The organism is Alteromonas sp. ABV4_150, from assembly GCF_056311745.1.
The window spans coordinates 3,762,657-3,777,675 of the sequence record NZ_CM149971.1; the positions used below are offsets into that span (position 1 = coordinate 3,762,657).

The following is a 15,019-nucleotide window of genomic DNA, read 5'->3' on the forward strand; positions in this document are numbered from 1 at the left end:
ATAAAAATCAATAGCTTCCACTATTTGTTTCATAAATGTTTAATATATGTAAATGAATACGTATGCATAGCATTGCTCCCTTTTTATACAAACCAGTAGTATTTGGTATTCCATAAGAGGCACTTTTGGGTGTGGTATTCCTAAAAATGTCGATAATAAACAAGGATGGGACACCAATGAAAACATTCAAACCCAGCACTATCATGGCGGCCTTGATCAGTAGTGGGGTCGCGTTTAGTGCGTTGCCGCTCTATGCTCAAGAGTCACCAGACTCTCCCGTAGGTGAAGTTGAACGACCGCAAGAAGATACCTTAGAGCGTATCGAAGTACGTGGTTTCAGTACCAGCTTAATTCAATCACTCAATCAAAAACGTTTCTCTGACACGGTTTCTGAACAAATATCTGCCGATGATCTTGGCGGGCTTCCCGATGTTTCTATGGCAGATGCTTTGACCCGCTTGCCGGGTATCTCTGCGGTAAGGACCGGCGGGCAAGCAGCACAAATCAATATTCGCGGTTTATCAGGCGACTTTGTTTTTTCTACTTTAAACGGTAGGGAGCAGGTATCCACCAGCGGAAGTCGCGCTATTGAATTTGACCAATATCCGTCTGAGCTTATTAGCGAGGCAGCGGTTTATAAATCTCCCAAGGCATCGCTAATTGAAGGCGGTATTGCGGGTACGGTAGAACTAAAAACAGCATCACCACTGGCCATTGAAGAGCAGCATAAGTTTAGCGCAAACATGCGTGGTATGTATAACGATAGAGCCTCCGAAATAAGCGATGCTACGGAATACGGTCATAGACTGAGCTTTTCTTATCAAGGCAAGTTTTTAGACGACACCCTGGGTGTATCATTGGGCTATGCTCGTCTATTCCAGCCAAGCGTTTCTACGCAGTTCATCGGGTTAGCTTATAACGGTCAGGTAGATGTTGATGGCCTGGAAGGGGATACCGATGGCCCGGCAGATTGTCCAAACTGTGAGCTAATCTCAGAAGGTTTTGAGATGCAGCACAAAGGCGGTGAAGAAACCCGCGATGGCTATGTTGCTGCGTTTGAATGGGCGCCTATCGATACGTTTACCTTAAAAGCTGATGCCTTCATTTCAAAATTTGATTCTGAAGCATTTGCTCGAGGCTTTCGCGTTAAGTTAGGCGGTATTAATGCGGGTATTACTAACCCGGTTGTAGTTAACAACAGTGTTGTTGGCGGTACTTTTTCTCGCACGGACAATAGCTTTACTCGAGTTGAATTGGTAAATGACGACAATCAAGATTTCGACAGTGTTACTAACTTAGGTGTTAATGCTAGCTGGGAGATATCTCCTGATTTATCGGTTCAGTTTGACGTATCTCGTTCAAGTGCTGAAAGTGACTTTAGAAACGGCTTGTTATGGTCGCTTGTAGGCGAAGATGCAACAGCTGCGAACCCAGTATTTGATGAAAACGTTCAAATATCTTATTTGCTGAACGGCTTAAACCTGCCTGATATTGGTTTTAACCAAACCGATGCCTTTACCGATTTAGACCGGGTCATGGTGAGCAAGTACGGTATCTATCCATTTGAAAACAAAGATGAGCTAGATGCATACCGTGTCGACTTCCAGTATTACGTAGACGTACCAATCATCTCGGGATTTGAATTTGGCTATCGTTATTCAGATCGGGAATACAATAACGATCGCTCTGTCTTTGAATACGGTAATGACAGTGCCTTTTCGGTCAGTGAACCGCCACTTCGCTTAACATCAGACATGGTTGAACAAGTTGATTGGAGCGGTGACTTTGGATATTTCCCAAGCTATTTATCCGTCGACTTAAACAGCGCGCTCAATGCCTGGTTCCCAGAGGGTAGACCGCAGCCAGTTCAAACATGGGGGCCAGGGGCTGCTGGCGTCATTAATGGCCCAGGAACAGGCCCGGCTACAGCGTGGACACTACAAGAAAGCGGTGATGTATTTGAAACCGTAAACTCGGCTTACTTAATGGCAAACATCAATACCGAAATTGGCAGTATTCCCGTTACAGGTAATATCGGTGTTAGATACGTTAAAAGTAAACAAAGCTCAACTACACTGCAGCGTGCTACCCAGCTTATTCAAGACTTAGAAACGGGTACGTCAGTTGAGGTAAGCGACCCAACAGCTGGTGCACAAAACATTACAGATGACGTAGGGCTCATCAATAACTTCTATCGTCCAGCGTTAATTAGCCACGAGTATTCAGATGTGCTGCCCTCTATTAACCTGAACTTTAAACTTACTGATGATACTCAACTTCGAGTAGCGGCAGCGAAAGTAATGGGGAGAGCGCCAATTAACCGTTTTGCGGCGAATGCGTCTACCACTATTGAAACAGTTACTGCGTTCCAAGACAGAGACTCAGGTGAAATCACGCTTTCAAACCCAACAGCGCGGGTCAGTGGTAACGCCCGTAATAGTCCGTACTTAGAGCCGTTTTACGCTACACAGTACGATGTGTCATGGGAGTATTACTTCTCAGACACAGAAGGTGCTTTGGTTGTAGCGGGCTTTTACAAAGACATCGAGTCGTTTGTAGAAGACATTGAAATAGAACCCTATGATTTTGAAGCAAACGGTATAGTCATACCTGACAACGTGAGCGTTCCAGTCTACTTAACCCCAGAATTTACTGGGCAAGAAGCCGAACTAGCACGGGATGAAAACGGCGAACCTATCTTTGTGACAGTGCCTACAGAAAATGGTAGCTATAGCACGGCGGTTAATAACGCAGAAGGTGGTTACATTCGAGGCTTAGAAGTCGCATACACGCAAATATACAGCATGTTACCTGGGTTATGGTCAGGGTTAGGTGTCAGCGCTAGCTACTCTTATACGGAAAGCGAAATCCAGCGCACCCTTGGCGATGGCGTTTACGCCGCTAATTTACCAGGGCTTTCTGAAAATGTAGCAACATTAACTGTTTTCTGGGAATACGAAGGGTTTGAAACCCGCCTGTCTAGTCGCTATCGCGATGCCTTCGTATCTCAGCAAGTAGCGGTTAACGATCAGGTTGTTAACTTTGATGACGAACTGGTTATTGATTACCAAGCGTCTTATGAAATTAACGATAATTGGAGCGTTCTGTTCCAAGTAAACAATCTAACGGATGAGCCAACCAAAAGCTATTTCGCATCAAAAGAGCAAACCGGCACTATTCAGTACTTTGGCACCCAATATTACCTAGGGATGACATATCAACTATGAAAAATGACATCTTAGGTAATTTAATTAGCAACATGAAGAAATGTTCGGTTGCCAAAAACAGTGAAAATATTCAGGAGAATTTTATGTTTACTAAAAAGAGAGTAATGCGGACAGCGTTACTTTTAGTAGGCGCTTATACACTTACAGGTTGCGGTGGATCCGGCGTAGAGTCAGGTACAAACGATTTGCTTACCTGTGACGTGCCCAATGTACCTAATGCAGCAGGAACAGCATGCGAGCCGCCGCCTCCTATTCAGTGTGACGCGCCGTTAGTCCCTAACGAAGCAAACGACGCGTGTGAAGCTGGGGCCGATCCGAGTCTCCCTGCGCCTGTATTTACCCCTTCATCTAATCAAGCTGTGCTTTACTATAACCGCGCTGCTGTTGACGCGGATAACTCTAGTAACGACGCTGCCTATGAAGGTTGGCGACTACATACTTGGAACAATGACCAGTGTGATGCGTATGCTGACGCAGACACGGATTGGGCAAACGGCCGTATTCATAGCGGCATCGATCCAAACTATGGTGCGTACTGGATCTTAGACCTTAAAGACGATTACGGAAGCTGTCATAACTTTATCATACACAAAGGTACCGATGACGCCGGTAAAGAAATGGGGGGAGGTGATTTCCAAGGTTCATTAGTGCAGGACGATGAAACTTTTGTGCGAATGAATTTTACGCTTTCAGGCGAGCCAACGATTTTTGAATTCCCGATCATGTCGTTAGGTCCACAGCCAGTTGATATAGAAGGCTTTGGTGCCCATTGGTTAGATGCAAACACCATTTTATGGGATGTTCCCGAGACTGTATCAGAGGTGAAGCTTCATTATTCAGCACAGGCTGATTTAGAGAGCACCTTGGAAGAGGGTATCAATGGTACTGAAGTAGCGCTAATAGGTACAACACTTACCGAAGAGCAATCTGCTCGCGCACCTCATCTATCTTCTATGCAGGCTTGGGAAGGCGACTGGTCGGTAGAAGATGCTAAAAGTGTATTGACCACACAAGCGGTCGTTGGTGGATATGATGCTGATGGTTCCCTTGTAGCAGCGACCGGTATTCAATTGGCAAACGCCATTGATGCGCTGTATACGATGGGTGACGACGATGCCGACGAAGCGCAACTTGGCGGGGTTTATACAGACCAAGGTATTACCGCTGCACTGTGGGCGCCTACCGCTTCAAATGTCGACCTTTTGCTTTATAACGATGATAAAACGTTGAGTCAGCGTATAGATATGCTGCGTGATGACGCGTCAGGCGTATGGCGCTATGAAGGCGATATGTCGCTAGACCGTCAGCTTTATCGCTATGAGATTACGGTATATCACCCTATAACAGGCAACGTAGAAACGCTGCTTGTGACAGACCCATATTCTGTGTCGCTTAGCACTAACGGGCGTTTCTCACGCTTTGTAAACCTTGCTGATGAAGATTTAAAACCTGAGGGGTGGGATACTCACTCCATTCCTACGGTTGAAAACTATGAAGACGCGGTTATTTACGAGGGTCACATACGTGACTTCAGTGTGCGCGATATGTCTACTTCTGAAGAAAATCGTGGCAAATACCTTGCCTTTACCGAGGAGGGCACGGCACCGGTTGAACATCTTAAAAAATTAGTAGAAGCAGGGTTAACCTATTACCATATCCTTCCGGCAAATGACATCGCAACTATTGATGAAGACCCAAGCAACACTGTTGATTTGTACGATACAGTGGGTAAGCTTTGTCGTTTAAATAGCAGTGCTGCGGTATGTGAAGAAGAAAGCGCGGACGCTTTGTTGATTGACGTTTACAATGCTTACGACCCGCTATCACAAGCGGGTAAAGCTCAGCAGTTGACTAATGATTTACGCAATCTGGATACGTTCAACTGGGGATACGATCCTCATCACTTTAATGCGCCTGAAGGTAGCTATGCATCAAGCGCTGAAGGTGTTGAACGTATTGTAGAAATGCGCGCTATGATCCAAGCGCTTCATGAAATGGGCCTTCGCGTTGCACTTGATGTGGTTTATAACCATACCAACGCATCTGGTGTTTTCAGTAAGTCTGTTCTAGATAAAGCTGTACCTGGGTATTACCACCGCTATGAAGTAGATAGCGGGGCGATTGTTCGCGAAACTTGCTGTGATGATACAGAGCCACGCAATGTCATGATGGAAAAATTCATGGAAGACTCATTGCTTATGTGGGCTGAACACTACAAGTACGATTCTTTCCGTTTCGATATCATGAGCCAGGCAACCAAAGATACCATGGTACGCCTTCGTGATGCTGTTCAAGCTATTGACGAAGACAATTACTTTTATGGCGAGGGTTGGACCAAGATAGACCGCGGTTACGAACAAGCCAGCCAGCTTAATATGGCTGGTACTGAAATTGGCACTTATAACGACCGCATTCGTGAAGCTATTCGTCAGGGCGCGATATTCAGACCCGAAGATGATGGGCTGTTAAGTGCACAAGACCGTGTAAAAATGGGCATGATTGGTACGCTTAAAGACTATGTGTTGGAGACCTCTTCAGGCAGTGCTGGTGCGACGAGTAACTTGGGCGGCTATGCCGAAGATCCAGCAGATATTATTAACTATGTGTCTAAACACGATAATGAAACCTTGTGGGACCAATTAAACTACACACTTCCACAGGACATCACGCTTGAGCAGCGAGTACGCGCACAAAATGTGGCTATGGGTATCAACCTAGTGTCGCAAGGTATTCCATTTTTACAAATGGGCGGCGACATGCTTCGTTCTAAATCAATGGACAGAAATACTTACGATTCTGGTGACTGGTTTAACTATGTAGACTTCACATATGAGACTAATAACTGGAATGTAGGCTTACCATTAGCACAAGACAATGAAACCCGTTGGGAAGAAATGGGGGAGTTCATTTACAACCCTAACCGTGCAGCTTCTATGGCGGACATTATGTTTGCTTCTGATGTGTTTGCAGAATTGCTTAATATTAGAATGACCAGCCCCTTATTCAGATTAACCACGGCAGAAGATATTATCGATCGTATCGGGTTTCACAATATTGGCGCCCGCCAACAGCGTGGTCTTATTGCGATGAGTATTGACGACGGTGTATCAGCTAACAGCGAAGTACCTCGTCAAGACTTAGATATGATGAACGATGCGGTGATGGTACTCGTTAACACGGGTTACGAAGAGAAATCTATCACTGTAAATACAGCAACCGGCTTTTTACTTCACGCTACACAAATGAATTCGGTTGATGCCGCGGTACGTGGTGCTACTTTTGTTGAGGGTGAAGACGGTAACGGTACCTTTACTGTACCTGCACTTACTATTGCCGTGTTCGTTAAGCCACAGTCTGGCGCTCAAGGTTATGGTCTATCAGCGTTCGCAACATCTGGCGCACCTGACGTTGTGCCTTACGGCGATACCCTTGCTTACCTTCGTGGAGACATGAACGGTTGGTCAACTGATGATGCATTTACCTACCAAGGCGACGGTATATATACAGCTACCGCTTCACTTGAAGGTGGTGTAACTTATGGGTTTAAGTTTGCCTCTGAAGATTGGAGTACCGTGAATTTTGGTGCTGCAGATGGTGAAGATGGATTAGTGATAGCAGGTGAAGAAAAAGTACTCGCACGTACGAATACCAATCTATCGTTTACACCTGATATCAGCGCGACTTACCTGTTTACCATTGATGCATCAGACAGCGAAGCGCCTATTCTGATGGTTGAAAACGAAGAGCCCTACGTTGGAACGCCTGTGTATCTTCGTGGTGCAATGAATGGATGGGGGACAGACGAGGAGTTCTCTTACCAAGGTGGGCGTATCTATACCTTTGCTCGAGATATTGAGCCTGGAATGTACGAGTTCAAAGTTGCGTCTGAAGACTGGAGCACAGTGAACTTTGGGGCTTTGTCTGCCGACGATGCCGACCGTAACTTAGCGCCAGGTCAAACCCTTGGGTTGGCTGCGACTAACGATAACCTTGTTCTAAACATTGAAACCGCTGATCGCTATGTGTTTGTGTTCAACGTGACTGATTTAGATGCCCCTACCATTAGTGTATTTAAAGAAGCGTTTTGGGGAGACACCCAAGTTTATATCCGCGGTGGTATGAACGGTTGGGGCGCAGTAGATATGTTTGAATATCAAGGAGAGGGTATCTACGCCGCCGACATCGAGTTAAGTGCAGGTAGCATCGAATTTAAAGTTGCCTCTGAAGATTGGTCGACGGTGAACCTTGGTAATCCTAATGATGCAGCGAGTAATATCGTCATGCCAGGTGAGCCTAAAGCTTTAGGCGCAAGCAATAACAATTTGATGATTGAAATCGCTGAATCTGGCCTGTATGAGTTTAAGGTTGCCGGGCCCGATGGTAATGCCCCCATGTTGACAGTAACGATGAAATAAACGCTCATCAGAAAGTTTAGTTAACGTCTAAGTGTTAACAATTTAAAAACCGCGACCTTGTTCGCGGTTTTTTCTTCTTGGCATATCTCTTGATTCTCTTGTAGGATAGTTGATACTGGGAGTGGTCATACCAGAAGGTTTTAAATGTATCTACAGGGAGAGAACCGATGAAAAGTGCATTAGTTGTAGAAGGCGGCGCTATGCGCGGAATATTTGCGGCTGGCGTACTAGATAAATTCATGGAGCAAGACTATTACCCCTTTGATTTTACGCTAGGGGTGTCTGCTGGTGCGACAAATTTGTCGACTTACGTGTCTAAAATGCAAGGTTTGAGCAAAACCATTATCACCCAATATGCAACGAAGCGAGAGTTTTTCAGCCCGCTTCGTTTCATAAAAGGGGGGCACATGACAGATGTTCATTGGTTATGGCATCACTCAAAGCAATCAATGAACATTCCCGCTCCAGGTGAAAAGGGCAGTATGGCTTTGTATGTGGGGATTACGAATGCTGAGTCAGGTGAATGTGAATATATTCAGGCCACAGAAGATAATGTAGACGAGTTGATGGTGGCGTCCTGTGCGTTACCCACTGCATATCGAGATGAAATAGTCATTAACGGTACGCGTTACCTAGATGGCGGAGTTGCAGATGCAATACCGGCAATCAAAGCTTATGACATGGGCGCAAGGGACATTACCGTAATACTTTCTCAGCCACTTGGGTTTACCAAGCCTGAAGTCAAATCAACCTGGTTAATGCAAAAAATGTATGGAAACCAGCCTGCGATCCTTGAAAAGATGCTCCAGCGAGCAGCCATTTATAACGAAACGCTAGATTTTCTAAATAATCCACCAAGCGACTGCATCATCAAAGTAATTGCGCCAGACGAAGCTTTCAGCGTAAAACGCCTAACCATGGATAAGAAAAAATTGTTAAGGGGCTATGGTCAGGGTAGACGTATGGCCAGACGCTATATTAAAGCCCTCGGCCCTGTGATAAATCAGAAGTCTGCATAAACTTTGGCCCGTACAATATGTAGCGATTCAGCAACAGTAGAGCCAGAAAGCTTGGATTTATCCAGGCTTTTTTGTTTATAGATTCAAAATGCTTGTTTCTCAATGGGTTGCAGTGTTGCAAATTGACTACACAACCCTTGTGGATTTATCCATTTTTAAGCTATCGCGACCAGTATTTTTCTAGTGGTAACACCCGTACCAAAGCTCCAGTTGTTTTCATCACTACAGCACCAAAAATCAACGCTTAGCGCTCACCTTCATAACCATCTGATATTTAGCAACTTTAACTAAAGCTTAAATAGTTGTGTGTAAACTTTTCACTCAACTTGCAAAAGTTTCATAGTATTGGTCTGTATTTTGCTGAAAGTTTTAAGGTAAAGTTATACGCGTCTATACATTGTAGTGACGCAAGCTGAATTGCAGACACGTTATGTCATATGTTTTTTTAAGAAAGCGATATTTTCAAAAAACATCATAAAAAACAATATATACAAGCTCTACCGCACTACATTGACTGTGTCGTGCGCTACGCAGATAGCGCTTAGCAATCATAAAATGATATACAACTTTTAAGTATGCAGCATAATACTTAAGGCTACTTTTTCTTGCTATGCATAGATGTGGGCAAAGAGACGTGGCAGTATTTGAGAATAATTAGAAAAAGCAAAATAAAACGTGCAATTAGCGAAGCAAAAAATCTCAATTGGATTGGTAAATCCAAAGAATCCGGTGAATGTTGCGTCGATCCTTCGTGCTGCAGGGTGCTATGGCGTCGCGAGCGTATTTTATACGGGTCAGCGTTATAGATTTGCAAAAGACTTTAATGCAGATACAAAAGCGTTTCACAAGGTTATCCCGACAGTTGGCGTTGAAAACTTACGGGATGTTGTCCCAGAAGGCGCATCTGTTGTTGCAGTAGAACTTGTCGAAGGTGCAGAAGCTTTACCGACGTTTGAACACCCAGAAAATGCCTTTTATATCTTAGGCCCAGAAGATGGAAGCGTGGGCGAAGATGTTTTGTCATGGTGCGATCACGTCGTTTATGTACCCACTTATTCGTGTATGAATTTGGCGGCAACAGCCAATGTTTTACTGTATGACCGTCTATCAAAGTCTGAGTACGTAAGTGGGGATGCACTTATCAGACAAAGCCGAGACACGAATAATAAAACAAAGATTAGATAACGACTTAATTACCAATTTAGAAAAATATACCTAAGGCTACTGCTGCTAACAGGAAGTTACCCACGTGCCAAACAATTATTTAAAATTAGGGGACTTTTGCGTTGAAAACTACAATAAGCGCTGCTCGTGCGCTAAATAGTGCAGTGACTAATAAGTTAAACCTGTTACCGCAACAACTACTAAAAGCATTTCCACGTCGGTTGTCGCTTGAAGAAAGTATTTCCAACTTCTTTTTTAGTCGTTATGAACTTGTTATAGCAAACGAAGACATTGACAAACAAGTGAGCTATAAAACTCGTCACAAAGTCTATTGCGAGGAAATGAACTTCGAGCAACAAAATGCCGCTGCCATTGAAAAAGATAAGTACGATGATCGCGCAATCAATTGTTATATCAAACACCGGCCTACCGGTGAATGCGCAGGTACAATTCGGCTGGTATTGCCAACAGAAGCTGGATTGTCGTTACCTTTAGAGGAAAAGTGCGGTGAAGCATTTGAGGATAGTGCTCTTCTACCTTCTAACTGCGACCCGTTAAGCGTGTGTGAGATATCAAGATTGGCAATCCCAAGAGAGTTCAGAGTTCGTCAAATGCGTGCTAAAATTCTGCCATCGAAGAAGCTTGAAAAAATAAAGCGAAAGAAGAGTACGCCATTTAATGTAGAGCACTTTCCATACCTTTCTATTGCGCTGTATTTAATGGCAACCAGCATTTGCCAACATCTAAATGTTAAGCACGCATACGTTTTGATGGAGCCAAAGTTAGCACGAAGAATGAAAGCATTTGGTATTCATTTTAATTCAGTAGGCGACGCAGTAGAGTTTAACGGTAAGCGTGTGCCTTACAGGCTATCGCCACAGGTGTTATTAGAGGACTTAGCAAAGCCTCTTAAAAATTTTCACACGAAGATCAATAACGAGCTTAATAGTGCCTTAAAAGCTATTGAAACTCTTCCATCACATACCGCTCTTCCAACGCAAAAACCATTGCGAGTGGCGCAAGCTGCCTAAATTTTAACATCACATTATTAATTAGCCGTCCCCTTGGACGGCTTTTTCGTTTCTGAATACGTATGCATGTTTTTTAACATACCTTTAACGCGTATCCTGTTGGCATAATTTACAATTTTGTCACGAGTACTATGGTTAATAAAAAGTCAGGTTTTTCTCTTAAGGCATTATCTGTTGCTATGCTTTCATTGGGTTTAATGGCGTGTTCTGGTCCAGCGCCTTCAACAAATAACCAAACACAAAGTAGCGTAGGGAGTAAGCCTTCGTCGCCAAGTCAACAGAGTGATATGTCAACGCATTCTGAAAACAGTGAAAGGCAAGGGAAGCCTGTGGTCTATCAGGTATTTACTCGACTATTTGGAAACACTAATTCTACAAATCAGCCTTGGGGTACGATTGAGCAAAATGGCGTAGGCAAATTCAGCGACTTTACCCCTAAAGCCCTTGAAGCCATAAAGTCTTTAGGCACCAGCCACATTTGGTATACCGGTGTGCCGCATCACGCCGTAATCAACGATTATACTGACTTCGGTATATCAAATGACGACCCAGATGTAGTGAAAGGACGCGCAGGTTCCCCATACGCTGTAAAAGATTACTACAATGTTAACCCTGACCTGGCCGATAACCCAGAGAAGCGGCTAGAAGAGTTCGAAGCTCTGATTGAAAGAACTCATGCTGCGGGGATGAAAGTTATTATCGACATTGTTCCCAATCACGTAGCCCGTGATTATCATTCGCTCTCAGCTCCTGAAGGTGTAAGTGATTTTGGTGCGAAAGACGATACGTCTGTTGAATATGCCAGAGATAACAATTTCTATTATGTTGTTGGAGAGTCGTTTAAAGTGCCCACCGCCGACAGTTACCAGCCTCTAGGCGGCGAACCCCACCCATTGTCAGACGGTAAGTTCGAAGAGTTTCCTGCGAAATGGACAGGGAACGGTGCAAGAGCAGCGCAGCCAGATATTAATGACTGGTATGAAACGGTAAAGGTGAATTATGGCGTGAAGCCAGACGGCACTTATGATTTTCCCTTGCTACCTGACGAATACAGTCAAAAATCCATCGAAGAACACGCCGCGTTTTGGCAAGGAAAAGCTCTTCCTGACTCGTGGTACAAATTCAGAGACATTGCTCACTATTGGATTGATAAAGGTGTTGATGGATTTCGTTTTGACATGGCTGAAATGGTGCCAGTAGAGTTCTGGTCTTTTCTCAACAGCAGCATTAAGCAAAAAGCACCTGATGCTTTCTTACTAGCAGAAGTTTACCAGCCTGACAAATACAGAGATTACCTCAATAAAGGCAAGATGGACTATCTCTACGACAAAGTAGGGTTTTACGATACGTTAAAAACAATCATGCAAGGGCAGGGAAAAGTGAGCGATCTCGTGGCTGTCCATGAGGAAATTAGCGATATTGCACCACATATGCTGCACTTCTTAGAGAATCACGATGAACAGCGTATTTCGAGTCCTGACTTCGCGGGTAGCGCTGAAAAAGGCAAGCCAGCGCTTGCTGTGAGTGCGCTTATAAGTAGTTCACCAACGCTCCTTTATTTTGGACAAGATGTAGGCGAAGACGGAAGTGAAGAGACAGGGTTTGGCGACCCAACGCGTACGTCTATTTTCGACTATGTTGGTGTTCCTGCCCATCAGCGATTTATGAATGATGGCAAATTTGATGGTGGTCAATCTACGAAAGCTGAAATAGATCTGCATAACTTTTACGAACACGTAATGTCTATTGCCGCTAGTAATCCAGCCGTTATAGGTGAGTACCGCAGCCTTCATGCACTCAATCTTGGCGTCGAAAATTCAGCGTATTCAGAGCAGCAATTTATATTTACTCGTATGCAAGGCGAGCATGGTTTTGTGGTTATCGCAAACTTCAGTGATAAACCTACAGGACAAATGGAAATCACTGTTCCGGCTGGTGTGATGGGTGTAAGTAGTAAAACTATTAGCCTTGAGCCACTTCTTTTTCATGACGGCATTAGCTTAGAAAAGGACGATGTTAACTACAAAGCTTCGTTATCTCTAAATGGCCTAGAGACGAAAGTATTTGCCTTCTAGTTAGTGTTTAGCGCTGTTAACGTAATCTAATACTAATTATTTTATCTAGACGAGATGCCATGGCTATTGGCATGGTGTCTCGTGAATACGTATGCAGAGCATTGGTCAGTTTGCTTATGCAATGTAGTATCTCTGTATTATCTTGCACTTAACGTATTTTTAACATTGGTGTTTCTATGTTTAATCGTAACCGCGTTACTAATGGTATTTTTCCATCACGCTGTGTTTCGCTCTCACTTTTTGTCGGCGCTGCTACACTTTTGCCTGCAATTTCTGCTTTTTCTTCACAAGAAAATAGCCTAAGTGTTTATCCACCTAACTGGTGGGCAGAGATGCAACATACTGAAGTGGAACTGATGATTTATGGCAAAGACGTTGCTGATGATAAAGTTTCCGTGTCCGAAGGCAGTGTGCAAATAAAACAGAGCAGGGCACTTGACAGTGAAAACTATCTATTTGTAACGCTAGATATTGGCGACGCGAGTGCGCAAGAATTGGTGTTATCATTAAAGGACGAAGACGGTAGTTCGCGAGACATTCACTATTCATTGGAAAAGCGTGCTGAAGGTTCGTCAGCGAGGGAAGGCTTTGGGCCAGAAGATGCCATCTACCTGATTGCCCCTGACCGATTCTCTAATGGCAGCGTGGAAAATGACAACATTGATGGGTATCAAGATAAAGTAGATAGGGCCTTTAAAGGCGGACGTCATGGCGGGGATATTCAGGGCATTGTTAACAACATCGACTATATAAAAGAGATGGGGTTCACCCAAATATGGACAATGCCAATGCTTGAAAATGCAATGGAGAAGTATAGTTACCATGGCTATTCAACCACCGACTATTACACTATAGACCCGCGCTTTGGCTCTAATGACGCTTTAATAAAGCTAAGTAAAAAAGCCAACGAAAACGGCATTGGCGTTATTATGGATATGGTGCTTAATCATATCGGTAGTGAGCATGTATGGATGGAGGATACGCCGTCTTCTGATTGGATAAATAACAACGGTCAGTTTGTCGGCACTACCCACAAGCGTGAATCGCTTCACGACCCTCACGCCATAGCGAGCGATATCAAAGGGTTTAGCGACGGTTGGTTTGTACCAACCATGCCAGATCTCAATCAGCGCAACCCACATTTGGCAAATTATTTGATTCAAAATGCCATTTGGTGGGTGGAAACCGCAAATTTAAGCGGCATACGAGTAGATACTTATTCGTACCCTGACAAAGGGTTTTTAAGTCAGTGGACCAACCGTATTATGAAAGAATATCCTAACTTTAATATTGTAGGGGAAGAGTGGTCGGTAAACCCTGCCATTACGGCTTATTGGCAAGCAGGTAGCAAACGCCACGACGATTACGACAGTGCTTTGCCATCTGTAATGGACTTTCCTCTTCAGGCTGCGGTTGTTAAGGCGCTTAATAGCGATGAAAGCTGGAACTCTGGGTTTATTTCAGTTTATGAGACATTAGCTACCGATTTCTTGTATGGTGATCCAAATAATCTGGTTATCTTTCCGGATAATCACGACATGAGCAGAATTTTCACCCAATTAAACAACGACAGAGCCAAATGGAATATGGCAATGACGTTGTTTTTAACTACTCGAGGTATACCTCAAGTATTCTATGGAACCGAGATTTTGATGGGTAATGAAGGAACAGAAGATCACGGTATTATTCGATCAGATTTTCCTGGCGGGTGGCCATCGGATAGCGAAAAAAATGCGTTTAGCGGCAAAGGCCTTTCTGATGACGAACTTTGGGCGCAAGAGCGTATAAAAACTTTATTAGCGCTACGTCAATCTCATCCCCAACTATTTAAAGGTGAGCTTAAACATTATGCGCCCGTAGACGGTGTTTACACGTATTTTCGTGTAGCCGACGAAACAGCACAGAAGCTTATGGTTATCCTTAACAAAAAAACGGTAGATCTATCTTTAGCAAAGTACGCAGAGGTATTGGGTACAGATGTATCAATAACTCGCGTGAGCGACGGTCAAACATTTAACGCCTCTGAAACCTTAAGTCTTCCTGCAATGTCGGCTAACGTGTTCATTGTGCAATAACCGTATCAATTAC

7 protein-coding genes are annotated in these 15,019 nt (G+C 44.0%); all 7 read left to right on the top strand.

Annotated features, from left to right (window positions below):
• Positions 1 to 176 precede the first annotated feature (176 nt).
• The gene (locus tag ACYX4M_RS16330; protein WP_476080907.1) at positions 177 to 3,227 is read left to right on the top strand and encodes a TonB-dependent receptor; all 3,051 of its coding nucleotides are present in this window, start codon (positions 177 to 179) and stop codon (positions 3,225 to 3,227) included.
• Positions 3,228 to 3,310: 83 nt separating this feature from the next.
• Entirely contained in the window at positions 3,311 to 7,642 is a 4,332-nt protein-coding gene (locus ACYX4M_RS16335; RefSeq protein WP_476080908.1) for an alpha-1,6-glucosidase domain-containing protein, read from the top strand.
• Positions 7,643 to 7,809: 167 nt separating this feature from the next.
• Positions 7,810 to 8,661 (top strand): patatin-like phospholipase family protein, encoded by an 852-nt coding sequence (locus tag ACYX4M_RS16340; RefSeq protein ID WP_476080909.1) that lies wholly within the window; start codon positions 7,810 to 7,812, stop codon positions 8,659 to 8,661.
• Positions 8,662 to 9,336: 675 nt separating this feature from the next.
• Positions 9,337 to 9,846, top strand: a complete 510-nt coding sequence (locus ACYX4M_RS16345; protein WP_476080910.1) for an RNA methyltransferase — start codon at positions 9,337 to 9,339, stop codon at positions 9,844 to 9,846.
• A gap of 101 nt (positions 9,847 to 9,947) precedes the next feature.
• Complete coding sequence (locus tag ACYX4M_RS16350; protein WP_476080911.1) at positions 9,948 to 10,856, top strand: PEP-CTERM/exosortase system-associated acyltransferase; 909 nt, start codon at positions 9,948 to 9,950, stop codon at positions 10,854 to 10,856.
• A gap of 131 nt (positions 10,857 to 10,987) precedes the next feature.
• Positions 10,988 to 12,931, top strand: coding sequence for an alpha-amylase family protein (locus ACYX4M_RS16355; RefSeq protein WP_476080912.1), 1,944 nt, complete (start codon positions 10,988 to 10,990; stop codon positions 12,929 to 12,931).
• A 176-nt stretch (positions 12,932 to 13,107) separates the two neighbouring features.
• Positions 13,108 to 15,006 (top strand): glycoside hydrolase family 13 protein, encoded by a 1,899-nt coding sequence (locus ACYX4M_RS16360; protein WP_476080913.1) that lies wholly within the window; start codon positions 13,108 to 13,110, stop codon positions 15,004 to 15,006.
• Positions 15,007 to 15,019: the final 13 nt, after the last annotated feature.